Below are 23288 nucleotides of genomic sequence, written 5' to 3'. Positions count from 1 at the left end.
GCCGATGAAAGACCTTGCCAGCGGCGTTCCTCCGCTCGCAGCCCTCGCCGCGCAGGCGCTCGGCTGGACGCCGGAGGCCTTCTGGCGCGCCACTCCCGCCGAACTCGCGACCGCACTGGGGCCGATCGCACCCGCCGCCGAGGGCATGGCCCGCAGCGACCTCGAAGCCCTGATGGAGCATGATCCCGATGCCTGATTTCGAAGCCGACCGGGTCGATCAACTGACGATCGACATACGGGCAAGCACGCAGGGTTTTTCCGATGATATCGCGCGCATGCGTCGCGACCTTGATGGTGAGCTTGTCTCGGGCTTTGCGCGGGCGGGAGACGTGCTGGAACGCGGGCTGCTCCGCGCCATCCGGCGCGGAAGCCTCGGCTTCGAAGACCTACAGGCTGCCGCGAGCAAGGCGATAGACCGGATCGCTGCGCAGGCGCTGAAACTCGGCCTTGGCCAGTTATTCGGGTCGAACAATCCGCTGGGCGGTATTGTCGGCACGCTGCTGGGCGGCGCCCTCGGCCTTCCCGGTCGAGCCACGGGCGGGTCGGTAAGTGCGCAACGCGGATACCTCGTCGGCGAGCGCGGGCCAGAGGTTTTCGTACCACCCGGCGACGGACGCATTCTGCCGCTTGGGCAGGGTGACACCGCGAAGCGCGTCGATGTCTCGATCCAGCTTGCCGCGCCCGCAGGCACATCCGCACCAGTCGCGCTCGAACGATCCAGCCGCCAGATCGCCGCCGCCGTCCATCGCGCCATGGAGAATTCGTGATGTCCTTCTGGCTCGCTTCGCGCCGTAACGGGCAGGAGTGCGATCATATCCAGCGGTTCGATCCGCGCTTCTGGACGGTCAATTTCCCGCGCCCGATGATGGCAAGCGTGGTGACCACCGCGCCGGACGCATTGCGGGTGGACTGCGAATTTCATCATGCGGGCGAACTGGCCGGGCTGATCTGGGATAGCGAGGACACGCTCGACCACCCGCTCCATGCCTACAAGACAGACCGCGACTATGCGCACACCGTGTTGTCGTTTCGCTGGCGTAGCGGCGGGGTCATCACGCTCGATGCGGTGAACGGGCCGACGCTCACCATCGAAGGGCGCGACGCCAGTGGCAATGCGCGCAGCTGGTATGTGAGGCTGTGGAACTATGCGGTCGGATCGCCCGAGGATGCGATCATCACGCTGCCGTTCTCCGCACTCGAAGGCGGCTTCACCCTGCCCGGAGAGGCAATCCATCCTTCGGCCATCGACCGGATGTTCATTTCGCTCGCCCCGCCCGGATACGTGCCGGGCAGCTTCGCCAAGCTGCCTGCTCGCGCCGACGGCTGGGTCGAGCTGAGCGATATGGCCTGCGACGGCGCGCGCGCGATGCTGACAATCGGCGACTGTATGCTGCCCGAGCATGGCGAGCATATCGCGACAGCCTATGACGATGCCTTCAACCAGACACCCGAGCGCATCCTGCGGCAGATCCGCCATCTCGGCTATCGCGGGCGGGTGATCCACTATGTCGGGATGAGCCACTTCTTCCGGCTCGTGACCGGCCAGGGCACCGATGCAGGCCGTCTTCTTGCCGATCCGGCGGGTACGCTGTGCGAACCGGCACGGGCCTGGCACGCAAGCTGGTTCGCGCACCTCGCCGCGGCCGGGTTCGAACCGATCGTGTCGCTGTCGTACGAATTGCTCGCGGATCATTGCCCGACCTCGTGGCAACAGCGTGCGCTCGACGGCAGCTACGCACGTACCGGCTGGGTTCCGCCTTCGGCACTGCTGACCCCCGCACGGCCCCAAGCCATGGCGTGGTTGCGCGCGGTCGCGGCGAATTTCGTTACGCTGGTGGAGGATGAGGACCTGCCCGTGCTGTTCCAAGACGGCGAGCCCTGGTGGTGGGTGCGCGCCGACGGGCATATTTGCATCTACGATCCAGCCGCCGTGCAGCTGTTCAACAGCGAAGGGATCATGACCGCGCTCCCCTCGCTAACCGCTACGCTCTACCCGCCGCATCACACCCTGCTCGACCGGGCAGGCCAATTGTTAGCGGATTCCACCGCAGCCCTCGCGCAATCCGTCCGCGATGCGGCGAACGGCCCTGCCGAAGTAATGCTGCTGGTGTTCACGCCCAGCGTGCTCGATCCTTCGATGCCCCACCAGAAGCGCGCCAACATGCCGGTCGGCTGGGCCTACCCCGCCTTCGATCGGTTGCAGGTCGAAGATTACGACTGGCTGGTGGCAGGCGCGACCTCCAATCGGCGGAGCGCCTACGCCACCGTCGATTCGCGGCTCGGCTATCCGGTCGATCGACAGGATTACCTCTCCGGCTTCGTGCTCTCGGCAGAGGATGCTGCGGACTTCTGGCCCCGGATCGATTCGGCCCTCGATGAAGCGAAGGAGCGCGGTGTGACCCGCCGCTTCGTGTGGGCGCTGCCTCAGGTTACGCGCGATGGATACACGCGCCTTGCGCCACCCACAGATAGCCAGACGGGAACCGATATGCAGGCTTTCGACGATCTCTCCTTCCCGCTTGCGCTCGGCCGCGATGCCAGCGCGAGCCCCGAATTCTCAACCTCGGTGCTGGTGACCGCATCGGGGCACGAGCGGCGCACGGCACAATGGACCGACGCCCGCCTGCGCTTCGATGTCGGCCCGGGCATCCGTTCCGAAACCGAACTCGCGACGCTGATCTCCTTTTTCCGCGCGCGGCACGGCCCCGCACGCGGCTTTCGCCTGGCCGATCCGTTCGACGAATCGTCCAATGGCGCGGCAGGCACGCCGGGCCCGCTCGACCAGCTGCTGGGAACGGGAGATGGCGAAGCCACCCGCTTTGCGCTGGTGAAACGCTATGGCGAAGAGCCGGAACCGCAGATCCGGCGGATCACCCGCCCGCGCGCTGGATCGGTCAGGGTCGCGGTGGATGGGGTGGAAACGGGTGCCTTCACACTCGATCCGCTGGGTGAGATCGTGCTCGACAATCCGCCTGCGCAAGGTGTCGAAGTGCATGCAGGCTTCCTGTTCGATGTGCCGGTCCGTTTCGCTGAAGACCGGCTTGCCATCAGCGCGGCGGGCTTCGCCGCAGGCCAGGCGCCAAGCGTACCGCTGGTCGAAATCCGGGAGGCGGCATGAGCGCGGACGTCCTCTCCACCGAGGCCTTTTTCTGGCGGATCGAGCGCCGCGACGGTGTAACGCTGGGCTTTACCAGCCACGACCGCGATCTGGCGCATGATGGGCTTCGCCTCCGGGCCGCGCCCGGCATTCGGCCTGCCGCACTGCGCCTAACTGCCGATATTACCGGCGACGACGCGCAGATGGATGGTGCGCTCACGCATGATGCGATTTCCGCGGGAGATCTGGAAGCGGGCCGGTTCGATGGCGCGGGTGTGATGGTCGGCACGATCGACTGGCAAACGGGGACGACGAAGGAGCTCTATTACGGCACGATCGGGGAGACGGAAGCTGTTGTCGACGGATTTGCGGCCCAGTTACGCTCGGTCAAAGCGGCGCTCGATTACGATCCCGTCCCACGCACGAGCCCCGGCTGTCGCGCACGGTTCTGCGCGCCGGGATGCAATCTTTCGCCATCGCGGTTCACACACGATCTGCCCGTCACTGCAATCGAACATCAGGCCAACGCGGTTACCTTTTCCGGTATTGCGCCAGCCGACTTCCTGTTCGGCGAACTTCGCTGGCTTGAAGGCGCGGCGGTCGGTTTACGACATTCGATTATCGGAGAGGACGGTGGCGATCTGGTGCTCGACGGGCCAATACCGGCCGGGGTGGAACCGGGCACGCGGGCGCTGCTGCGCGAAGGCTGCGACCGGACCATCGCGACCTGCGCCAGCCGCTTCGGAAATGTGCTGAACTTTCGCGGCGAGCCCTTCCTCCCGGGCAATGATCTCGTCGCGGGATATCCCTCGCGCAGCTGATGGCTCTCTCTCACGCGCTTGCCTGCGCAGCGCAACGGTTGGTGGGGACGCCCTTTCGCCTGCAGGGTCGCGACCCTGCGACCGGGCTCGATTGCATAGGTCTGGTCATCGCTAGCCTGCATTCGGTTGGCGTCGAGCTGGAACTTCCCGCCGATTACCGACCCCGCCGTCGCAGTTTCACCATCCCGACCTTGTCTCTGCATGCAGCCGGATTGATCCAATGCACCGGAATGCGCGCAGCTGGCGATATCCTGCTCGTCCGGAGCGGCCCTGTCCAAGTCCATCTCGCCATCGCGCTTCCCGATAATCGTATCGTCCACGCGCACGCCGGCCTTGGCCGGGTCGTGAGCAGCACCTTCCCTGCCGAGTGGGCAATCATACACGCCTGGCGTCTCGCCCCTGATGGAGAACCATAATGGCTACGCTAATTCTCTCTGCAGTAGGCACGGCAGTGGCGGGACCCATCGGTGGCGCAATTGGCGCGCTTGCCGGACGCGCAATCGACACATCGGTTATCGGCAAGCCGGAGCGCGAAGGACCGCGGCTGACTGAGCTGGCGGTAACCACGTCCAGCTATGGCCAGCCGGTCCCGCGAATCTACGGCACGGTGCGCGCGCCCGGGACAATTATCTGGGCAACCGAACTCGCCGAGAGCAGCCAGACGACCAGCGGCAAGGGCCAGCCGACCACCACCAGCTACAGCTATTCCAGCTCCTTCGCGGTGGCACTGTCGAGCCGCCCGGTTTCAGCGCTGGGTCGCATATGGGCCGACGGCGCCCTGCTGCGCGGAACCGCGGGCGATCTCAAGGTCGGCGGCACCATGCGCCTGCATCATGGGTTTGGCGACGAGGTGGCCGATCCGTTGATCGAGGCAGACAAGGGAGCCCATGCCTGCGCCTTTCGCTCGCTCGCCTATGTCGTGTTCGAAGACCTCCAGCTCGCCAGTTTCGGCAATCGCATCCCCGCGCTCAGTTTTGAGGTGATCGCATCCGACGGCGCGCTGGACCTGGTCGACCTGCTGGATGAAACCGATTTCACACCGGTCGCCTCCGTGCCCCTGCCCGGGCTGGCTGGCTATGCCGATCATGGCGGCTCCCGCGCCGATCTGGTCGCATCGGTGGCGCGCGTTTATCCGCTGGTCGTCACTTCGGATGCCGATGGCCTGTCGGTGCAAACGGTAGAGGTCACGTCGACCAGCCTGCTTCCCGCACCGGTTACCGGACGTTCGGATGGCGACGCGAGTGCGCAACCGCTGGTGCGCCGGGGTGCGACTGATCTCAGGGCTCCCTCGGCCCTGCGTTATTACGATGCGGCGCGCGATTTCCTTCCATCGGTCCAGCAGGCACCCGGCGCCGGCGGCAGCGAGAGCGAAGTGGTGGAATTCGCAGGCGTCTTCGATGCCGCGGCGGCGCAAGCGCGCATAGCCGCCATGCGCCACCGCGCGCTCACCACTCGCGAAACTCTGGCCTATCGTATCGCGGAGCCGACCGCCCATACGGCGCCGGGGCGCTGCGTGACGCGCGAGGGCGATCTGCGGCAATGGCTGGTCCGCAGTTCGGAATGGCATTCCGACGGGGTCGATCTGCATCTTGAGCGGATCGTCGACAATGCTGCCAGCGCCGCGATTGCCGATCCCGGCGTAGTGGTGCCGCCGATCGACGAACGACCGGGCGAACTTCGGCTGCGTTATTTCGAGCTTCCGTGGGACGGCCTTGGGGCGAGCAATGTGCCACAACGCTTTGCCGCCGCCAGTCTCGCAGGGGCGCGAACCGCCATCCCCCTGCTGCGGATCGAGAATGAGTCGCTGTTGCCGACCGGCGTTTCGGCGCGCGGCAATGCCATCCAGGGTGAAAGCCTGACTGCATTGCCCGGCTCCCCGGCAATGCTGTTCGAGGCTCTCGCCACCCTCGATGTCGCCCTCAGCTCGTCCAGCGAGCAGTTGCAATCGGTTGAGGGACTGGCTCTGCTCAATGGCGCAAACCGCCTGCTGCTGGGCGAGGAAATCCTGCAGTTTCGCCATGCCACGCCTTTGGGAGGGGGCCAGTGGCGGCTGGCGGGCCTGCTCCGGGGGCGTGGCGGGACCGAGCATCATGCGGCCGCCGGGCATCCCGCCGGCACGGCGGCGGTGATCCTCGATGAGCACCTCACACCGCTCGGAGCGACGAGCTACCTCGAGATCGGCGCCGATAGCGGCCTTGGTGACAGCGACCCTGTGTACGCTACGCTGGCTTCGGCAGGCTCCACCTTGCAGCCTCTCGCGCCGGTGCACCCCCGCCTTACCCGGACTGCGTCCGGTGACCCGGAGTGGCGATGGATTCGGCGGGCACGCGGTGCGTGGCACTGGTTCGACGGAATCGATGCGCCGCTGGTCGAAGAACGCGAAATCTATCGCGTTGGCTTCGGCCCGGTCGATGCGCCTGTCTCACATTGGGACGTGAACGAGCCCTGTTTCACGCTTCCACAGGCCGACTGGGCCTCCCTCTCCGCCGGGCATCCGACCGCCCAATTATGGGTGCGCCAGGTGGGTAGTCATTCCGTCTCGTGCGCGACCGCGCTTCCACACTGACCCTCACCGTTGGAGAACAGCTTATGAGCACCCCGCTCGTCTTCACCGCGCGCTCGCCGCGCGTTGCCTTGCCTTACCTGTTTGCTGCACAGGCGCAGAAGGAAGCGACCGTAAACGAAGGCCTCGCGCGGATCGACGCCCTGCTCACCCCTGCGGTAGAGGAAATCGCATCGAGCCCTCCCGCCAGTCCATCCGAGGGGCAGTGCTGGATTATCAGCGCAAACCCGCAAGGAGACTGGGCCGGACGGGAGAACGACATGGCGGTTTTCACTGCCGGCACCTGGTTGTTCGTCAACCCGCAGGTCGGCATGGCCGTGTTCGACAAGGCCGCCGGTGTCACTCGCAGGTGGGACGGCGGATGGAACGCGCCAGCCATTCCCGCATCGCCTTCCGGTGGCTCCACCATTGATGCAGAGGCGCGCGCCGCCATTGATGGATTGATCGACACCTTGCGAGATGCTGGCGTCGGCGTGTAAGACCGAGTGGGAACCGCTCGAATGCTAAGACGTTGGCTGCACGGGAGGAACAGGGTTACGGCCCGGCTTCCGGTAAAACTCGCACCTGCTTATGAGGCAATCGTGCAACAGTGCTGTCGCTTTGCTTGATCGAGAGCCTGTCTGCTTGCCTCTGAACTGGGGAAAAGTTAAGTGGGGGCCTCCTGGTGGCTCCCAATCATTACAAAGGGGATTTTCAGTAATGCGCAATATCGTCATCGGAATGGCGATGGCTTCGACGGTGCTTGCATCGCCGGCGCTTGCACGTGACAACTCTTGGTACGTGCAAGTCGAAGGCGGTCCGATGCTGGTCGAGGACATCGAGTTCTCAGTGAACGGCGTCGACAATCAGCTGATTGCCGACTACGACACCGGCTACGACTTCGGCGGCCTCATCGGCTACGATTTCGGCCCCGTCCGCATCGAAGCCGAAGGTAGCTATCGTTCTGCCGACCTCAACACGCTCACCTTCGGTGCGCAGGGCTTCCCGCTGACCGCAACCACGCTGGCTCCTTCGGGTCAGTATTCGGCTGCCGGCAGCGCCAGCTCGCTCAGCTTCATGGTCAACGGCCTCGCCGACTTCGGCGATGACGACGGCCTGCAGGGCTTCGTCGGCGGCGGTGTGGGCGTTGCCCGTACCAAGGTCTCGGGTCAGCTGAGCCTCAGCAACCCCGCCGGTCTCGACGATTCGGACACCGGGTTCGCATGGCAGGCTGTTGCCGGCGTTCGTGCACCGCTGACCGATCGCATCGACGCGGGCCTGAAGTATCGCTTCTACAACGCTCCGAAGCTCGACTTCGTCGATCTGTTCGGTGACGACATTAGTGGCAAGTTCCGGTCGCACTCGCTGCTCGGCACGCTGACCTACAACTTCGGCGAACCGCCGGCACCGCCGGCACCGCCGCCGCCGCCGCCGCCGCCGCCGCCGCCGCCTCCCCCGCCGCCCCCGCCGCCGCCTCCGCCGGCGTGCAACTCGGGCCCGTACATCGTGTTCTTCAACTGGGACCGCTCGGACATCACTCCGGAAGCAGCCTCGGTTCTGAACAACGCGATCTCGGCTTACCAGAACTGCGGCAATGCTTCGGTGATGCTTGCCGGTTACACCGACCGTTCGGGTACCGTGCAGTATAACCTGGGCCTCGCGGCACGTCGTAACGCTTCGGTTCGGTCGTACATGACCGGTCGCGGCATCCCCGACGCGCGCATCAGCAGCGAAGCCTTCGGTGAAGCGAACCCGCGGGTTCCGACTGCCGATGGTGTCCGCGAACTGCAGAACCGTCGTGTGGAAATCACCTACGGTCCGGGTTCGGGCATGTAATCGAGCGGCTAACCGCTACGAAACACGAGAAGGGGCCGGAGCAATCCGGCCCCTTTTTCGTTGGGTGGGTATCTGGAGGAGATAACCGCACATGACCCACCCATCCAAGATCGCTCTCGCTCTCGCCACAGCTGTAACACTCGCGTCCTGCGCCAGCGTGCCCCGCCCCGATGACAATATTATCGGCATTGCTGCATTGAACGACTCCAGCGGCACGCCCACGGGCGAAGCACGGCTGATTTCAGTTGGCGACAGCATCGAAGTCGCGGTGACTGCCTATGGGCTTACACCCGGCGAACATGGTTTCCATATCCACACGACGGGCCGATGCATTGCTCCCGATTATGCTTCGGCCGGGGGGCATTTGAATCCCGGAGGCCACCCGCATGGCGATCCGTCTAGCGCGCGGAGCCATCTGGGCGCGATGCCCAATCTCACGGTGAGCGCAAGCGGCACCGCCAGCGACAGGTTCACGCTTGGGACCGGCGCGGAGCAAATCGTGGACGCGATATTCGATACAGACGGTGCCGCTGTCATCATCCACGCAGACCCGGATGACTACGTCAGCCAACCCTCTGGCAATGCGGGCGCCCGTGTTGCGTGCGGAGTGCTGCGACGCCTCTGAACCTACAGACCTCCGAAGGCGGAATGGGCCGGGTCAGAGACCTGCCTCTTCCGCCTTGCCCGCCGCAAGGACGCGCTCCTGCGCTGCCGGCACCAGCTTGAGTGCCGCGATCAGCAGGATCAGCCCGATTGGCGCCACCCACAAGGTGCTAAGCATACCAAGGCCGAGGTCCTCGCCGGCCTTGGCCGAAACCAGGCCCGCGAGATATGGGCCGAGCGCCAGGCCGACCAGCGTCGTCGCGAGGAAGAACGTTGCCGTGGCAACCCCGCGCATGCGTGGCAGAACCAGCGACTGGCTGGTTGCAGCGGCAGCGCCCAATGCGCTCGAGGCGAACAGCTGTGCAATGGCGGCGAGGATGAGGAACAGCGTCTTGCTGTCGGTGGTGAACATCACCCACACCACGGGAATTGGGGCGAGCAAGCCGAACAGCACCACGTAGAGGCGCCCTGCAGGAACGCGCGCAAAAAGCCAGTCTGCTACACGGCCGCCGATGATGACGCCCAAGAAACCGGTCACCGCTGCCGGCGCGCCCAGCAGCAGGCCCAGCTCGCTCTTCGATATTTCGAAGACCCGTTCGCCATAAGGCGCTCCCCAGTAGGATGTGGCATAGGAGATGAAAGCCACCGTGCCGTAGCCGAGTATCGTGCTCAGGAAGGCGGGCGACCCCCAGGTCAAGGCGAAGGTTGCAGGGTCGCGGGATCTGAGCGCGCTCGCCCAGCTGAAAATCGCGTAATATCCGATCGCAAGCAGGAACCACTGGTCGGATATTGTTGCGCCGAGAACCGGCGCGATCGATACGATACCGCCCATGATAAAGCCCTGTCCGGTATTCGCGAGCAAGGTGATCAGCCACGCGGCGACAAAGAAGCCCACCAGGCCTGCGAGGTTACCGGCGAGGGCGGCGGCGCCACGCCGCGCCGCGCCGAGAATGGTGAACGGCGGGATGATCTGCAGCAGCTCTTCGAAAAACCCGCGGAAGGGCCGCTCAACAGGCTTGCTCGGCATGCCGTCGATCAGTCCGCGAACCGGTTCCTTTAGCGTGAACACCCACACCGCGAGCAGCAGGCCGGGCAGCCCGACCGCAATGAAGGCGGCCTGCCAGCCCGCCAGCCCCAAGGGGCCGCCATCGGGATACGTTGCGTTCCAGTTCTCGACGATCAGGCCGCCGATAAGCAGGGAGATACCGCCACCAACGTAAAGGCCAGAGGAATAGATCGCCAAGGCGGTGGCGCGCAGACGCGCGGGAAACCAGTCCGAAATCAGCGAATAGGCCGAAGGGCTGGCGGTCGCCTCGCCAATCCCGACGCCGACACGGGCACCCGAGAGCGCTGCAGCATTCTTTGCAAACCCCGAAAGGGCCGTCATCATCGACCATAGCGCGAGGCCGATCGTCATCAGGCGAACGCGATGCCAACTGTCGGCAAGTTTGCCGAGCGGGATGCCGAACAACGCGTAGAAGATGGCAAAGGCCGTGCCGTAGAGAAAGCCGAGAAACGCGTCGTCCACACCAAGGTCGGCCTTGATGTCATTGGCCAGGATCGAAAGAATCTGCCGGTCGACAAAATTGAGAACGTAGATCAGCACCAGGACGCTCAAAGCGTACCAGCTGTAGGCTGGCACCCGCGCCTTTTCCGCAGTCGCGGGCGTGTTATCTTCGTTCATGGGACCCCTCACCGAAAGATTATGTATTCGTAGGATAGACTAGGCCGTCGACGAGTCCAGCCGCTGCAAACCCGGCCCGTCGCAATCGGCAGGAATCGCACAGGCCGCATGGCAGGCCGTCGGGGCGCGGATCGTAGCACGACCAGCTCAGCCCCGTATCCAGGCCCAGCCGGTCCGCTTCCTGCGCAATCTCTGCCTTGCTCAGGAATTGCAGCGGAGCATCGATGGCGAAACCGCCGCCCTCGATCCCTGCCTTGGTGCCGAGCCGCGCGGCCTCCGCAAAGGCAGCTATGAACTCGGGTCGGCAGTCCGGATAGCCGGAATAGTCGAGCGCGTTGACGCCGATCACGATACGCCCCGCGCCGATGCTCTCGGCAAAGGCCGTAGTGAGCGAAAGGAAAACGAGATTGCGCGCCGGCACGTAGGTGATCGGGATATCCTCCCCCACGCCGGTCTTGGGAACGTCGATATCCGCCGTCAGCGCCGAACCGCCGAACTGTCGCAAATCGAGCGCAATCTCAGCGTGGCTCGCAAGGCCGAGAGCGCAGGCAATGTCGCGCGCTGCCTCGATTTCGCGCCTGTGGCGCTGCCCGTAATCGATCGTCAGGGCATGGACCCGGTGGCCGCGTTCCACCGCGAGACCGGCGGCCACCATCGAATCGAGACCGCCCGATAGCAGAACGGCGGCGATGGAGGTGCGATCGGTGGCGGGCATTGAGCGGCGCTAGCGCCTCTCGCGTATCGCCTGCAAGCCCGCGTCGTCAGGAAATCAGCGGCAATCGCCAACCCTGCGGGCTTCGGCCTCGAACGAAAACGGTGCGCCGCGATCGATCCCGTCGCTGCGCAACTGCACCAGCACTGGCGTCTCCCGGCGGATGAGCGTGCGCCCATAACCCGATGCGCCACAGCTATACTGCACGGTCGCGTTGGGCCCCTTCTCGTCGATGGCGATGCGGCGACACGACATTCCGCGATGCCGCAACTGCACCAGATCGCGTTCCGTACGCACGCAGACCCGCTCGACCCGGTCATCGCCTCTTTCGCGAATCTCCCACAGGCCCAGCCGCAGAGTGTCGAAGACCGACGTTGTGGCAGCGCTGGCGGCAAGCGGCGCGACGAGCATTGCACCTGCTGTCAGGGCAAGCGCGGCGGCAGCCTTGATATTCAGATGGTACATGAACCGTTGACCTCTGTTTGCGACGCACAGCATATGGCCATGCCGAAGTGTCTTACACTGTCAGCACACCACCAAACCTGAACAAATCACGTCACAATTGTGAAAACCTTCGAACAGAACGCGCAATCGACCAGAATGGCCCCGTTCTCGTCGCGCATTTCGGCACGTTCCTGCTCTGGAAAACGGCCGAGAACCGATTCGTAGTGTTCGAGGCTGCACCGACATCCACGGGTAAGCGAGGCCCCGGGAAACACGCGGACCTCGTCTTCTTCGTGAAAGAGGCGCCAAACGAGTGCCTCCAACGGCACCTCTTGGTCCAGCAGTTCTTCGTGCCGGATCGATGACGTCATCACCTCGACATGCTGCCAGTGCGGGTGCGACAGGCGAACATGCAGCCGCTCGCGCCCGACTTCGCCATCGGGGAAATGCTGGGCCAGGATTCCGCCCGCAATCGTGTGGTCGCCCTGGGCCTGCACTGCCACGCGCACGAGCGTTGGCACCTGCTCCGATTGCATGAAATAGGTCTCGCACGCCTCGGACAGGCTCTTGCCCTCAAGCGGGACGATACCCTGATAGCGGCCGCCGCGTTCGGGCACGTCGAATGTAATCGCGAGGAAGCCGCTGCCGAAAAGCGCCTCCAGCGTTGCGTTTGCGCCCAGCTCGGCCAGCCGATCCCCATCGAAATCGACATAGCCGCGGATCGCACCCGCCCGATAATCGCACACCAGCAGTTTGACGACACCGGCAGTGGTTTGCGCCTGCATCGTCATCTGGCCCTCTGCCTCGTCGATCAGGCCGCCAACCAGCGCACCGATCACCAGCGCTTCGGCCAGCAGGTGGCGGATCGGTGGCGGATAGTCGTGCGCGGCAAGAATTTCGCCGAGCGTACGGTCCAGCCTGACCAGCCGTAGCCGGGTGTCGCGCGCAGGGATCGACGCGCCAAGCAGGCGGTCGGAGAAGGTTTCAGGTGGCGGAAGCGTGTCGGTCACGGCGCGCTATATGGGGATGCGCGCCCCGTCCCCAACCCCTGCGGCGATCAGAGCTTGTCGAAAGCCCACAGCAGCACGGATTTCTGCGCGTGGATGCGGTTTTCCGCTTCATCGAATACGCGCGAGCGCGGGCCTTCGATCACGCTCTCGGTCACCTCGTCGCCGACATGCGCGGGCAGGCAGTGGAGGAAGTCCGCGTCGGGCTTCGCCAGCGCCATCAGCGCATCGTCGACCCGGTAGGGCTGCATCGCCCCCAGCTTGTTCTCGACATTCTCCTGCCCCATCGAAACCCATGTATCGGTCACGATCACATCGGCATCGCGCGCGGCAGCCTGCGCATCCTGCGTCAGAGTGACGGTCGCGCCTTCGGCACGCGCCGTTTCGACAAACGCCATGTCGGGCTCAAACCCCGCAGGCGTTGCGATGCGGACGTTGAACTTGAAGATACCGGCAGCTTCCAGAATCGAGTGCAGCACGTTGTTGCCATCGCCGAACCACGCCAGTTCCATCCCCGGCAGCGCCTTGCCCTGCTCGATAATTGTCAGCAGGTCGGCAACGATCTGGCAGGGGTGCGAACGGTCGGTCAGCCCGTTGATCACCGGCACGCTGGCGTGGTGCGCCATTTCCTCGATCTTCGCATGATCGTCGGTGCGGATCATGATCGCATCGACCATCCGGCTGAGCACGCGCGCGGTGTCGGCGATGCTTTCGCCGCGCCCCAACTGCATCGAGCCGCCGTCCATCACCATCGCACTCCCACCCAGCTGGCGGATCGCGATATCGAAACTGGCGCGTGTGCGGGTGGAGCTTTTCTCGAAGATCATCGCGAGCACATGATCTTTCAGCGGCGCATCGGGATCGGTGCGCCCCTTCGGCCATCCGGCGCGCGCGGCCTTGCGATCCTGCGCATCGTTCAGCATCGCGGCCAGTGCATCGCCGCCTGCATCAGACAGGTCGAGGAAGTGCCGCACGTTGCTCATGCGGGTTCGGGCACGGAGTAGTCCGCCGCACCGGCGGAGAGCTTGTCGAAAAACTCGTCGATTTCGGCATCGCCGATCACCAGCGGCGGGAGGACCCGCAGCGTATTGTCGCCCGCCGCCACGGTCAGCAGCTGGTGGTTATCGCGCAGGTGCTGGAAGAAGGGGCGGCTCTCCACCTTCATTTTGATCCCCAGCATCAGGCCTTCGCCGCGCACCAGCTCGAACAGTTCCGGATAATTGCCGATGAACTGCTCGAGACGTGCTTTGAGGCGCGCGCCCGTGTCGCGCACGTGCTGGAGGAATTCGTCGTTCGCGACCGCTTCCATCACCGCGACACCTGCCGCCATCGCCAGCGGATTGCCGCCATAGGTCGATCCATGCGTACCGAACGTCATGCCGCGTGCGGCATGCTCGGTCGCAAGGCATGCACCCAGCGGAAAGCCGCCGCCGATTCCCTTGGCGCTGGCGACGATATCCGGTGTGATGCCGTAGAGTTCGTGGGCGTAGAGTTTGCCCGTGCGCGCGACGCCGCACTGCACTTCGTCCAGCACCAGCATCAGGCCATGCTCATCCGCAAGATCGCGAAGGCCCTGCATGAACTCCTGGCTGGCAGGACGAATTCCGCCCTCGCCCTGGATCGGCTCGACCAGGAAACCGGCGGTCTTGGGGCCGATCATCGCGCGCGCAGCATCTAGGTCATCGAACTCGCAATAGGCGAAACCTTCTAGCAGCGGGAGGAAGCCGTGGTGCATCTTCGCCTGATTGGAGGCGCTGATGGTTGCCATCGTTCGCCCGTGGAACGCGCTGGTGAAGGTGATCAGCTCGGTGCGTGCAGGGTCGCCGCCCTCATGCTGGTGGAAGGCGCGCGCGGTCTTGATCGCGCATTCGACCGCCTCGGCCCCCGAATTGGTGAAGAACACCGTATCGGCAAAGGTCGTGTCGACCAACATCTGCGCCAGCTTTTCGCCCTGCGGGCTGCCGTAGAGGTTGGAGACGTGCATCAGCGTTTCGGCCTGGCGCTGGATCGCACCGATCAGGCCCTTGTGACTATGCCCCAGCAGGTTGACCGCGATCCCGCTCGCGAAGTCGAGATAGCGCGTCCCGTCCTCGTCGATCAGGTGGCAATGCTCGCCCTTTACCGGGCGTACGCCGCAACGGGGATAAACGGGCATGAGGGGCGTGATCGACATGGGAACTCCGAAAAACCGAACAGGGGAACGACAAATGGCGGCCCCGCGAGGGAACCGCCATTCGCGAATGATCAGCGATCTATTGGCTCACCCGTGGCGGGTCAAATCCCGCCGGAGTGGCCTGCTCATTCCTGTACGGGAACAAGGTTGACCGCCGAGTATTTCCCGCGTCGGTCGACTTCGAGATCGAACTCGTAGCGTTCGCCTTCGTTGATCTGCGAAAGACCAGAGCGTTCCACTGCACTGATGTGCACGAAAGCATCGGGCTGTCCGTCATCGCGCACGAGGAAGCCGAACCCCTTCATCGCGTTGAAGAACTTGACCGTGCCGGTCGCCTTCTCGCCGGTCAGCTCGCGGCGGGGCGGGCCGCCTGCGCCACCCGGGCCCGCATCGCGAGCGCCGCCGCCACCGGAGACAGGGATCACGTCGCCGACGACCTGCAGGTCCTGCGCCGAAATCTTGCCGCCCCGATCGACGAGGTTGAATTCCAGCTCCTGCCCTTCGGCAAGCCCTTCGAGGCCCGCACGCTCAACGGCGCTGATGTGCACGAACACATCGTCTCCGCCGCCTTCCTGCGCAATGAAACCGAAGCCTTTCTGGCCGTTGAAGAACTTCACCTGGCCCTTGCCGGTGCCCACGACCTGCGCCGGCATGCGGTTGAAACCGCCGCCACCACCGCCGCCGCGCGGTCCACCACCGCCCGGGCCACGATCCTGGAATCCGCCGCGGTCGTTGAAACCGCCCCGGTCCTGGAAACCGCCGCCACGATCGTCGAATCCGCCGCGATCCTGAAATCCGCCGCCGAAATCGCCCCCGGGGAACGGCTCGAAACCTTCTTCGCCGATGCTGTCCCGCTTGTCGCGCCCGCGCCGACGCCCTTTATCGTAACCCATAACTCGCCAAAAACCTTGTTACTTCCATCCGTCCTACCATCGAAATCCCGGCAGGCGCGGACGGCCACTCACCGGAATTACTCGTCAGGCAAAAGCACGACGTGAGCCGCATATCCCCCACCAAACTCACCGGACCCTTACCGCAGAAAGTGCCCGCGCGCGAACCAAATCGCATATTGCCCCTGATTCCGCACGAATGTGACAATTTCGATGAGCGATCGAACTGGCATCTTGCGCGGCGATCACGCGCGAGGCATGGCCTAGCATCATGGATATTCTCGCACTTTTGACCGATCCGGCCGCCTGGGCCGCACTCCTCACGCTAATCGTGCTGGAGGTCATATTGGGGGTCGACAACCTCATCTTCATCGCGATCCTTTCGAACAAGCTGCCCGAGCACCAGCAACAGCGTGCGCGGCGAATCGGGCTGGCACTGGCGCTGATCATGCGGATCGCCCTGCTGTTCCTGATCGGCTGGCTGGTCACCCTGCAGACCCCGCTGTTCGATCTCGGCCTCGTCGGACCGCCGACCGAGCATGGCGGCCCCTCCTTCGAAACCGCCTTTTCGGGCCGTGACCTGATCCTGCTGGCGGGTGGCCTGTTCCTGCTGTGGAAGGCGACCAAGGAAATCCACCATAACGTGGAGCCCGAAGAAACGAACGACATGTTCGACAAGACCAAGAAGGTTGCCACGCTCACCTTCGGCGCGGCGATCGCGCAGATCATCGCGCTCGACATGGTGTTCTCGGTCGATTCGATCCTGACCGCGGTGGGGATGACCGACGAACTGCCGATCATGATCACGGCGGTGGTCATCACCGTAGGCGTGATGATGGTCGCCGCCGATCCGCTCGCCAACTTCATCGAGAACAACCCGACGCTGGTGATGCTGGCGCTCGCCTTCCTCGTGATGATCGGGCTGGTCCTGATCGCCGACGGTTTGGGCTTCCACGTGCCCAAGGGTTATATCTACGCGGCGATGGGGTTCTCCGTTGCGGTCGAAATGCTCAACATGTGGCGCCGCAACAGCCGGAGGGCCGAGGCGGCTGGCGCAGCCACCAAGGGGCACTGACCCCTTGTGGAACCGCAACTGCTCCAGCTGATCGGATCGCTCGTTGCGATCCTGGTGCTCGCGGCGATAGCATGGGGCCTCGGGCTCGGCCGGACGGCCGGTATCGCAGACGAAGCCCGCGCACTGGAGCTGGCGCGCGAGGCGGATAGCGGGTTCGAGCCCGCTTCCGCCGCGATATCGTCCGATGGCGCTGCCGCACTCATCACCGATGATGCGGGGCGAATCATGGTGCTGCGCCGTCACGGAGCGCAATTTGCCGCGCGCATCCTGGTGCGCGGCGCCGCTGCGTCGCGCAATGGGGGTGTACTCACCCTCGATCCGGCAGACCGGCGCTTCGGCAAAGTCACCCTCGACCTTGGCGACGAAGCACAGGCTTGGGTATCGCGCATCAACGCGCTAGATTATCACACAGATGCCTGACTTTTCGCCCGTAGATTATGCCGTCCCGGCCTTCGTCCTGCTTGTGCTGGCGGAGATGCTGTGGGCGCGCTGGAAGCGACCGGAAGCCTACGAACCCAAGGATACGCTGGTCAGCCTTGCCTTCGGGCTCGGCAGTACGGTGGCCGGGCTCCTGTTCGGCGGGTTCGCGCTGGTTGTGTTCCTTGCCGCCTACGAAGTGCGCCTGTTCACCATCGGCTGGGAATGGTGGGCATGGCCGCTGTGCTTCGTGCTGGACGACCTCAAATACTACTGGGTCCACCGTTTCGGCCACCGCAGCCGCTGGTTCTGGGCGAGCCACGTGAACCATCATTCGAGCCAGCACTACAACCTCAGCACCGCGCTGCGCCAGACATGGACCGGCTACTTCACCCTCGGATTCGTATTCGCGCTGCCGCTGGTCCTGCTCGGCTTCCATCCCGGCATGATCGCGATCTGCGGCGGGTTCAACCTGATCTACCAATTCTGGATCCATACCGAAGCGATCGACCGGATGCCGCGCTGGTTCGAGGCGGTGATGAACACGCCCAGCCACCACCGCGTGCACCATGCGACCAACCCGCGCTATCTCGACCGCAACTACGCAGGCGTCTTCATCGTGTGGGACAAGATGTTCGGCACTTTCGAGGCCGAACGCCCGAGCACGGAAGAGCCGATCCGCTATGGCATCGTGAAACAGCTGGGCAGCTTCAACCTGCTGTGGTCGGTGTTCCACGAATGGGTGGGCATGCTGTCCGACATGTGGCGCGCGCCTTGGAAGCACAAGCTTTCCTACCTGCTGCGCGAGCCCGGCTGGAGCCACGATAACAGCCGCGAAACCTCCGACATGATCCGCGCGCGGTGGGAAGCGCAGCAGGGCGCGGGCAAGGCGACTGAGCGCGTTCCCGAAGAACCGCCGAAAAACGCAATTGCGACACCCCGCCACGCCGCCTAACCTTTCCGTAGACGGAGAGGATCGGCATGAACCAGTATGACTACATCGTAATCGGGGGCGGAAGCGCAGGCTGCGCGGTGACCGGGCGGCTGTCCGTCGGCGGGCAGCGCAGTATCTGCCTGGTCGAGGCGGGCGGGCGCAACAACAATTTCCGCATCAAGACCCCTGGAATGATGCCCTTCCTCGGCAATGCGCCCAACTACCGCTACGAAACCGTGCCGCAGAAGGGCCTGAACGGACGCGTCGGTTTTCAGCCGCGCGGCAAGGGGCTGGGTGGATCCTCCGCGATCAACGCGATGATCTATATTCGCGGGAATGCGTGGGACTACGACAATTGGGCCGCGATGGGCTGCGATGGCTGGGCCTACGAAGATGTGCTGCCGTGGTTCAAGAAATGCGAGGCGAACGAGCGCGGAGCGGACGAATACCACGGCGAAGGCGGGCCTCTGTTCGTATCCGACCAGCACTGGCCCAATGATGCCAGTCGCGCTTTCGTGCAGAGCGCCGCCGCGCTGCAAATGCCCGAGACGCAAGATTTCAACGGAGAGAAACAGGCGGGCTTCGGGCTCTACCAGGTGACGCAGCGCACGGGAGAGCGCTGGTCTGCCAGCCGCGCCTATGTCGAGCCGATCCGCAACCAGCCCAACCTCGATATCCGCACCGGCACCCTGGTCGAGAAGCTGGTGATCGAGGGTGGCCGGGTAACGGGCGTCGCGATCCGCAAGGGCCGCAGCCGCGAGACGATTTTCGCGCGGCGCGGCGTCATCCTCTCGGCAGGCGCGTTCAATTCCCCGCAGATCCTGATGCTCTCGGGCATCGGGCCGGGCCGCCATCTCAATGCGCTGGATATCCCGGTGCTGGTCGATCGCCCCGCCGTCGGCAGCAACCTGCAGGATCATATCGACTATGTCTCCAGCTGGGAGACGGTCAGCCGCGTACCGATCGGCAATAGTCGCGAAGGGACGATACGCATGCTCAGCGCCATGGTGGAGCATCGCCGCAAGCGGACCGGCGCGATGACCACGCCCTACGCCGAGGCGGGCGGGTTCTGGCAGGTTGCGCCCGACGCACCCTGCCCCGATGTCCAGTGGCACTTCGTACCCGCGATGCTGGAAGATCACGGGCGCGAGAAGGTCAACGGCCACGGGGTATCGCTGCACGCCTGCGTGTTGCGGCCGGAAAGCCGGGGCACCGTGCGGCTCGCCTCGCAGGATGCGGCGGACTCGCCCGCAATCGATCCCAATTTCCTCGACGATGAGCGCGACATCACCGTGCTGCGCGAAGGCGTGCGCCTGTCGCACCGTATCGCCGAGGCACCGCCGCTATCCGATTACGAGCTGACCGATCGCCACCCGGTCGACCTGGCAGACGATGCCGCGCTCGACGCGCTGATCCGCAACCGGGCGGACACGGTCTACCACCCGGTCGGCACCTGCCGCATGGGATCGGATGAGGATGCAGTGGTCGACCCGAAACTAAAAGCGCGCGGCGTAGACGGGCTATGGGTGGCCGATGCCTCGATCATGCCGAAGATCGTCTCCGGAAACACGAACGCCCCCTCGATCATGATCGGGGAGCGTTGCGCGGACTTCGTGATGGAGGCCGAGCGGGCGGCGTAATTGCGCGCCGCCCCTTGCCAATAAGTCAGAGATCCTTGGGCCCACCGGTGGCTTGGCCAAGCCACGCGAAGAAATCGTCGGCAGGCTCGATCACCGGCGGATTGGGATCGATTACCTTGCAATAACCGGGCTCTACCGAAGTTTCGAGGCACACGAAGCGGTCATATTCGAACCGTGCGCGCGCCCACGCGGACGCACCGTCATAGCGCACATAATCGCCATAGACCGAGTAGATCGGGCTGTTCTTCTTGTCGCTCTGCCGCTCGACATTGCGCAGCGTACCCGGGCGGTATGCCAACCCCTCGTCGAGGAAATAGTTGTTCAGCAGCAGGATCGATTCGAGCCGCGATTCTCCGGCACCGTCGCCGAACACAATGCCGCCGTAACGATCGTAAGCCGCGATCAGCTCGCGCTTCCAGCGGATCTGTTCCAGATCGACCGTGTTCACGCCGACCGTCTCGAAAGCCACCTCGATCTGTTCGGGAGCATTGGGGACGCTGCGCACGGTTCCGATAAAGGCTTCGCCATCGCAGCGGCCGCTCCACACCGAACCGTCAGCCGTGTCGAACAGGCGGCAATTGGCGCCATTGCGGCGACCGATCAGGGAGGATGGGCGCATTCCCCCGGTTCCCTGGTAGGTCCCGCGTACAATGTCGCCATCGAATTCCAGCTCGGCCTGGAAGCTCCCGCCGATCTGTTCGGGGCAGCCACCTTCGCGCTTCGGGCACTTGGCGTCGGTGCGCCTGGGCGTGCCGGGCACAGTCGCGCGCACTTCGCCACTATGGTTGCCGAAATACTGGACCTTGCCGTGGAAGTCTTCCGGCAAGCCACCCGATGCAGGCTGGGTGGCGAGTTGTGCCGCTGCGGGTGAAACACCCAGAACGGCCAGCGAAAGTGCAAGAATTAGCGAACGCATACGGGTTCACTCCCCATCATTGCTTATGGCGTTAACCATATCATGGCGCGGCTCCATTCAGAAGCACTGCTTTGCTGAAGGGGGGATTTACGGCGACGAGTGTGGCATCAACCGGCGTTGTCGCCGGCGATGTAGCGGTCCGTCGCGCGCGTTGGCAGGCCGTCGATGCTGGACATGCGCTTCGCCATCTTGGCTTCCCACTCGCCCGGATCGGACTGGGAATGCGCTTTCTTGAGCGTCGGGCGCTCTGCCTTGTAGTCCATGAAGGGCACGCCCCAGCCGCAGGATGTCTGCACGCTTTCGACCGCGATATCGAAAATCTGCCGCGTGCCGGGAAGCAGGGTGAAGTTGCTTGCCAGCGCATCCCACCCTTTGTCCTGCGGCAGCACCGGGCGGCCCCGGCCATAGATGCGCAGGATTAGCGCAGGCCGGTCGAAATTGCAGAACATGACCGTGATGCGCCCATCCGCCGCAAGGTGCGCGTGCGTTTCGTTGCCCGACCCGCCCAGGTCCAGATAGGCCACCCGCGTTGGCGAAAGGATGCGAAACGCATCGTACCCCTTGGGGCTCAGGTTGATCCGTGCATCCTGCGCCGCCGTGGCGACGAAGAACACGGGCTGCGCCTCGATCATTGCGATGTGTTTGTCGCTCAGCGCATCGAAGAAATCGGCCATGAACCGAGAATATGCCAGCGCTGCGCAAGCGGCAAGCCAGCGCCGATTTGATTCACGCAGAGGTCACAGAGGGAAGAGAGGCGCAGAGGCCCTGTGCCTGCCGAAGGCATGTTCGATTCCTTCGCCATCGCCCTAAGCGCACGGCTGGAAATGGAGGAGGACTGCGCCGCGAGCGCCACCTCTTCACGTCTCTGCGAAATCTCTGTGCTCTCTGTGTGAAACCCAAAATTTCCCGGAGATGTCAGGAGAAGCGCTACCGCTCCTTGGTGGCCGAAAACGTCAGGTCGGGGTTCTTCTCGGCCTGGTAGTTCACGTCCCACGGGCTCTTGGCGAGGAATACCATGTCCCCGTCGCGGTCCTTGGCCAGGTTCGCCCGGTTGAAACTCTCGAACTGGTCGAGCGCTTTCGCATCGCCGCGCACCCAGCGCGCGGTGGCGAAGGGCGCGGGCTCCAGCGCGGCCTCGACCTTGTACTCCGCCGCGAGCCGCGAAATCAGCACCTCCAGCTGCAGCTGGCCGACCACGCCGACGATGTGGTTCGCGCCTAGCTCCGGGTAGAACACCTGGATCACGCCCTCTTCGGAGAGATCGTCGAGCGCTTTCCTCAGCTGCTTTGTCTTGGTCGGATCCTTCAGCTGGACGCGGCGCAGTATTTCGGGTGCGAAGTTGGGTAGGCCGGTAAAGCGGACCTCGTTCTTCTCGCTCAGCGTGTCGCCCACGCGCAGCGTGCCGTGGTTGGGGATGCCGATAATGTCGCCGGGGTAGGCATTGTCGGCAATCTCGCGGTCCTGCGCGAAGAACAGGATCGGCGAATGCACAGCGATCGGCTTACCGAGGCCGGATGGCGTCAGCTTCATGCCGCGTTTGAAGGTGCCCGAAACCTGCCGCATGAAGGCGATCCGGTCACGGTGGTTGGGGTCCATGTTCGCCTGCACCTTGAAGATGAAGCCGGTGACTTCATCGCGGTCCGGCGCAATCTCGCCGTCATCAGTGGGCTGCGGGCGCGGCGGCGGCGCGAATTTCGCAATCGCGTCGATAATCGCAGTGACGCCGAATTCCTTGAGCGCCGACCCGAAATAAACAGGCGTCAGGTCGCCATTGCGATAGGCCTCGAAATCGAACGGGGCATAGCCTTCGCGCGCCAGCAGGCCCTCTTCGGCCACCCGCGCGACCCCATCGGCGGAGAGGTGCTCGCCCAGTTTCTCGTCCTCCGGCCCGCTGACCTTCACGGTCTTGCCCTTGAACTCCTTCCCGTCGCCTTCGGGCAGGTAGAGTTCGTTCTCCTCGAAATCGTAGACTCCTTCGAACAGCCCGCCCATGCCGACCGGCCAGCTCATCGGCGCGGTATCGAGCGCGAGCTTTTCGGCAATCTCGTCGAGCAGTTCGAAAGGCTCGCGCCCCTCGCGGTCGATCTTGTTGATGAAGGTGATGATCGGCACGCTGCGCAGCCGGCACACCTCGAACAGCTTCAACGTCTGCGCCTCGATACCGGCGGCGGCATCGAGCACCATGATCGCCGAATCGACCGCGGTCAGCGTGCGATAGGTGTCTTCGGAGAAATCCTCGTGCCCCGGCGGATCGAGCAGGTTGAAGGTGATCCCGTTCCGCTCGAAGGTCATGACCGACGACGTGACCGAGATGCCGCGCTGCTGCTCGATCTTCATCCAGTCGGATCGCGCGCGCCGCGCAGCCCCGCGCGCCTTCACCTCGCCCGCAAGGTGGATCGCGCCGCCGGTCAGCAGAAGCTGTTCGGTCAGCGTAGTCTTACCCGCGTCGGGGTGCGAAATGATCGCGAAGGTACGGCGTTCGGAAGTCATTGCGGTG

Annotated in this window: 23 protein-coding genes; 13 read left to right on the top strand and 10 right to left on the bottom strand. The window is 64.3% G+C overall.

Annotated elements, in window-relative coordinates:
- The first annotated feature begins 4 nt into the window (after window positions 1–4).
- From ACEQXE_RS02495 to ACEQXE_RS02455, 9 genes are all read left to right on the top strand, one after another.
- The gene (locus ACEQXE_RS02495; protein WP_370177308.1) at window positions 5–196 is read left to right on the top strand and encodes a phage tail assembly chaperone; all 192 of its coding nucleotides are present in this window, start codon (window positions 5–7) and stop codon (window positions 194–196) included.
- Window positions 189–767, top strand: a complete 579-nt coding sequence (locus tag ACEQXE_RS02490) for a tail tape measure protein (protein WP_370177307.1) — start codon at window positions 189–191, stop codon at window positions 765–767. Before ACEQXE_RS02495 ends, ACEQXE_RS02490 begins: the two co-directional genes overlap by 8 nt.
- On the top strand, window positions 767–3118 hold the full coding sequence (locus tag ACEQXE_RS02485) for a DUF2460 domain-containing protein (RefSeq protein WP_370177306.1): 2352 nt from the start codon (window positions 767–769) through the stop codon (window positions 3116–3118). Before ACEQXE_RS02490 ends, ACEQXE_RS02485 begins: the two co-directional genes overlap by 1 nt.
- Window positions 3115–3918, top strand: a complete 804-nt coding sequence (locus tag ACEQXE_RS02480) for a DUF2163 domain-containing protein (protein WP_370177305.1) — start codon at window positions 3115–3117, stop codon at window positions 3916–3918. The genes ACEQXE_RS02485 and ACEQXE_RS02480 overlap by 4 nt, the downstream gene beginning before the upstream one ends.
- Complete coding sequence (locus tag ACEQXE_RS02475; protein ID WP_370177304.1) at window positions 3918–4334, top strand: NlpC/P60 family protein; 417 nt, start codon at window positions 3918–3920, stop codon at window positions 4332–4334. Before ACEQXE_RS02480 ends, ACEQXE_RS02475 begins: the two co-directional genes overlap by 1 nt.
- Window positions 4334–6484, top strand: a complete 2151-nt coding sequence (locus ACEQXE_RS02470; protein ID WP_370177303.1) for a phage tail protein — start codon at window positions 4334–4336, stop codon at window positions 6482–6484. Before ACEQXE_RS02475 ends, ACEQXE_RS02470 begins: the two co-directional genes overlap by 1 nt.
- 23 nt (window positions 6485–6507) lie before the next feature.
- Window positions 6508–6960, top strand: coding sequence for a DUF2793 domain-containing protein (locus ACEQXE_RS02465; protein ID WP_370177302.1), 453 nt, complete (start codon window positions 6508–6510; stop codon window positions 6958–6960).
- A 220-nt stretch (window positions 6961–7180) separates the two neighbouring features.
- Entirely contained in the window at window positions 7181–8296 is a 1116-nt protein-coding gene (locus ACEQXE_RS02460; RefSeq protein ID WP_370177301.1) for an OmpA family protein, read from the top strand.
- Between the two features lie 91 nt (window positions 8297–8387).
- The gene (locus ACEQXE_RS02455) at window positions 8388–8921 is read left to right on the top strand and encodes a superoxide dismutase family protein (protein ID WP_370177300.1); all 534 of its coding nucleotides are present in this window, start codon (window positions 8388–8390) and stop codon (window positions 8919–8921) included.
- A 33-nt stretch (window positions 8922–8954) separates the two neighbouring features.
- Here ACEQXE_RS02455 and ACEQXE_RS02450 read toward each other — a convergent pair whose 3' ends face one another.
- The 7 genes from ACEQXE_RS02450 to ACEQXE_RS02420 form a co-directional block, all read right to left on the bottom strand.
- Entirely contained in the window at window positions 8955–10583 is a 1629-nt protein-coding gene (locus ACEQXE_RS02450; protein WP_370177299.1) for an MFS transporter, read from the bottom strand.
- A gap of 19 nt (window positions 10584–10602) precedes the next feature.
- Window positions 10603–11298: a 7-cyano-7-deazaguanine synthase QueC gene (gene queC, locus ACEQXE_RS02445; RefSeq protein WP_370177298.1), complete on the bottom strand. Its 696-nt coding sequence runs from the start codon at window positions 11296–11298 to the stop codon at window positions 10603–10605.
- Window positions 11299–11352: 54 nt separating this feature from the next.
- Window positions 11353–11760, bottom strand: a complete 408-nt coding sequence (locus tag ACEQXE_RS02440) for a DUF3617 domain-containing protein (RefSeq protein ID WP_370177297.1) — start codon at window positions 11758–11760, stop codon at window positions 11353–11355.
- 86 nt (window positions 11761–11846) lie between these two features.
- Entirely contained in the window at window positions 11847–12749 is a 903-nt protein-coding gene (locus ACEQXE_RS02435; RefSeq protein WP_370177296.1) for an Hsp33 family molecular chaperone HslO, read from the bottom strand.
- A gap of 47 nt (window positions 12750–12796) precedes the next feature.
- A complete protein-coding gene (argF, locus tag ACEQXE_RS02430; RefSeq protein WP_370177295.1) occupies window positions 12797–13729 on the bottom strand; it encodes an ornithine carbamoyltransferase in 933 nt (310 codons plus the stop codon).
- Entirely contained in the window at window positions 13726–14919 is a 1194-nt protein-coding gene (locus ACEQXE_RS02425) for an aspartate aminotransferase family protein (RefSeq protein ID WP_370177294.1), read from the bottom strand. The genes argF and ACEQXE_RS02425 overlap by 4 nt, the downstream gene beginning before the upstream one ends.
- Before the next feature lie 125 nt (window positions 14920–15044).
- Window positions 15045–15812 (bottom strand): cold-shock protein, encoded by a 768-nt coding sequence (locus ACEQXE_RS02420; protein ID WP_370177293.1) that lies wholly within the window; start codon window positions 15810–15812, stop codon window positions 15045–15047.
- Between the two features lie 268 nt (window positions 15813–16080).
- Between ACEQXE_RS02420 and ACEQXE_RS02415 the strand changes: the two genes are divergently transcribed.
- From ACEQXE_RS02415 to ACEQXE_RS02400, 4 genes are read left to right on the top strand one after another with little or no spacing between them, the layout of a single operon-like run.
- On the top strand, window positions 16081–16884 hold the full coding sequence (locus ACEQXE_RS02415) for a TerC family protein (RefSeq protein ID WP_370177292.1): 804 nt from the start codon (window positions 16081–16083) through the stop codon (window positions 16882–16884).
- Window positions 16885–16890: 6 nt separating this feature from the next.
- Window positions 16891–17304 carry a hypothetical protein gene (locus tag ACEQXE_RS02410; protein ID WP_370177291.1) on the top strand — a complete coding sequence of 138 codons (414 nt, stop codon included), beginning with the start codon at window positions 16891–16893 and terminating at the stop codon, window positions 17302–17304.
- A complete protein-coding gene (locus tag ACEQXE_RS02405; protein WP_370177290.1) occupies window positions 17297–18256 on the top strand; it encodes a sterol desaturase family protein in 960 nt (319 codons plus the stop codon). Before ACEQXE_RS02410 ends, ACEQXE_RS02405 begins: the two co-directional genes overlap by 8 nt.
- A gap of 26 nt (window positions 18257–18282) precedes the next feature.
- Window positions 18283–19875, top strand: a complete 1593-nt coding sequence (locus tag ACEQXE_RS02400) for a GMC family oxidoreductase (protein WP_370177289.1) — start codon at window positions 18283–18285, stop codon at window positions 19873–19875.
- Between the two features lie 25 nt (window positions 19876–19900).
- Here ACEQXE_RS02400 and ACEQXE_RS02395 read toward each other — a convergent pair whose 3' ends face one another.
- The 3 genes from ACEQXE_RS02395 to ACEQXE_RS02385 all read right to left on the bottom strand — a co-directional run bounded on the left by ACEQXE_RS02395 (window position 19901) and on the right by ACEQXE_RS02385 (window position 23281).
- Window positions 19901–20791: a hypothetical protein gene (locus ACEQXE_RS02395; RefSeq protein ID WP_370177288.1), complete on the bottom strand. Its 891-nt coding sequence runs from the start codon at window positions 20789–20791 to the stop codon at window positions 19901–19903.
- A gap of 107 nt (window positions 20792–20898) precedes the next feature.
- Window positions 20899–21465: a pyridoxamine 5'-phosphate oxidase family protein gene (locus tag ACEQXE_RS02390; protein ID WP_370177287.1), complete on the bottom strand. Its 567-nt coding sequence runs from the start codon at window positions 21463–21465 to the stop codon at window positions 20899–20901.
- Window positions 21466–21718: 253 nt separating this feature from the next.
- Window positions 21719–23281, bottom strand: coding sequence for a peptide chain release factor 3 (locus tag ACEQXE_RS02385; RefSeq protein ID WP_370177286.1), 1563 nt, complete (start codon window positions 23279–23281; stop codon window positions 21719–21721).
- Window positions 23282–23288: the final 7 nt, after the last annotated feature.

It is taken from the genome of Alteriqipengyuania sp., assembly GCF_964222115.1.
Lineage (GTDB): Bacteria > Pseudomonadota > Alphaproteobacteria > Sphingomonadales > Sphingomonadaceae > Alteriqipengyuania.
This window is presented reverse-complemented; position numbering and strand designations above follow the sequence as displayed.

Bases quoted from the DNA above. Each gene is read 5' to 3' on its own strand.
- ACEQXE_RS02495 (WP_370177308.1), top strand. From the start codon at position 5: ATGAAAGACCTTGCCAGCGGCGTTCCTCCGCTCGCAGCCCTCGCCGCG.
- ACEQXE_RS02490 (WP_370177307.1), top strand. From the start codon at position 189: ATGCCTGATTTCGAAGCCGACCGGGTCGATCAACTGACGATCGACATA.
- ACEQXE_RS02485 (WP_370177306.1), top strand. From the start codon at position 767: ATGTCCTTCTGGCTCGCTTCGCGCCGTAACGGGCAGGAGTGCGATCAT.
- ACEQXE_RS02480 (WP_370177305.1), top strand. From the start codon at position 3,115: ATGAGCGCGGACGTCCTCTCCACCGAGGCCTTTTTCTGGCGGATCGAG.
- ACEQXE_RS02475 (WP_370177304.1), top strand. From the start codon at position 3,918: ATGGCTCTCTCTCACGCGCTTGCCTGCGCAGCGCAACGGTTGGTGGGG.
- ACEQXE_RS02470 (WP_370177303.1), top strand. From the start codon at position 4,334: ATGGCTACGCTAATTCTCTCTGCAGTAGGCACGGCAGTGGCGGGACCC.
- ACEQXE_RS02465 (WP_370177302.1), top strand. From the start codon at position 6,508: ATGAGCACCCCGCTCGTCTTCACCGCGCGCTCGCCGCGCGTTGCCTTG.
- ACEQXE_RS02460 (WP_370177301.1), top strand. From the start codon at position 7,181: ATGCGCAATATCGTCATCGGAATGGCGATGGCTTCGACGGTGCTTGCA.
- ACEQXE_RS02455 (WP_370177300.1), top strand. From the start codon at position 8,388: ATGACCCACCCATCCAAGATCGCTCTCGCTCTCGCCACAGCTGTAACA.
- ACEQXE_RS02450 (WP_370177299.1), bottom strand. From the start codon at position 10,583: ATGAACGAAGATAACACGCCCGCGACTGCGGAAAAGGCGCGGGTGCCA.
- queC (WP_370177298.1), bottom strand. From the start codon at position 11,298: ATGCCCGCCACCGATCGCACCTCCATCGCCGCCGTTCTGCTATCGGGC.
- ACEQXE_RS02440 (WP_370177297.1), bottom strand. From the start codon at position 11,760: ATGTACCATCTGAATATCAAGGCTGCCGCCGCGCTTGCCCTGACAGCA.
- argF (WP_370177295.1), bottom strand. From the start codon at position 13,729: ATGAGCAACGTGCGGCACTTCCTCGACCTGTCTGATGCAGGCGGCGAT.
- ACEQXE_RS02425 (WP_370177294.1), bottom strand. From the start codon at position 14,919: ATGTCGATCACGCCCCTCATGCCCGTTTATCCCCGTTGCGGCGTACGC.
- ACEQXE_RS02420 (WP_370177293.1), bottom strand. From the start codon at position 15,812: ATGGGTTACGATAAAGGGCGTCGGCGCGGGCGCGACAAGCGGGACAGC.
- ACEQXE_RS02415 (WP_370177292.1), top strand. From the start codon at position 16,081: ATGGATATTCTCGCACTTTTGACCGATCCGGCCGCCTGGGCCGCACTC.
- ACEQXE_RS02405 (WP_370177290.1), top strand. From the start codon at position 17,297: ATGCCTGACTTTTCGCCCGTAGATTATGCCGTCCCGGCCTTCGTCCTG.
- ACEQXE_RS02400 (WP_370177289.1), top strand. From the start codon at position 18,283: ATGAACCAGTATGACTACATCGTAATCGGGGGCGGAAGCGCAGGCTGC.
- ACEQXE_RS02395 (WP_370177288.1), bottom strand. From the start codon at position 20,791: ATGCGTTCGCTAATTCTTGCACTTTCGCTGGCCGTTCTGGGTGTTTCA.
- ACEQXE_RS02390 (WP_370177287.1), bottom strand. From the start codon at position 21,465: ATGGCCGATTTCTTCGATGCGCTGAGCGACAAACACATCGCAATGATC.
- ACEQXE_RS02385 (WP_370177286.1), bottom strand. From the start codon at position 23,281: ATGACTTCCGAACGCCGTACCTTCGCGATCATTTCGCACCCCGACGCG.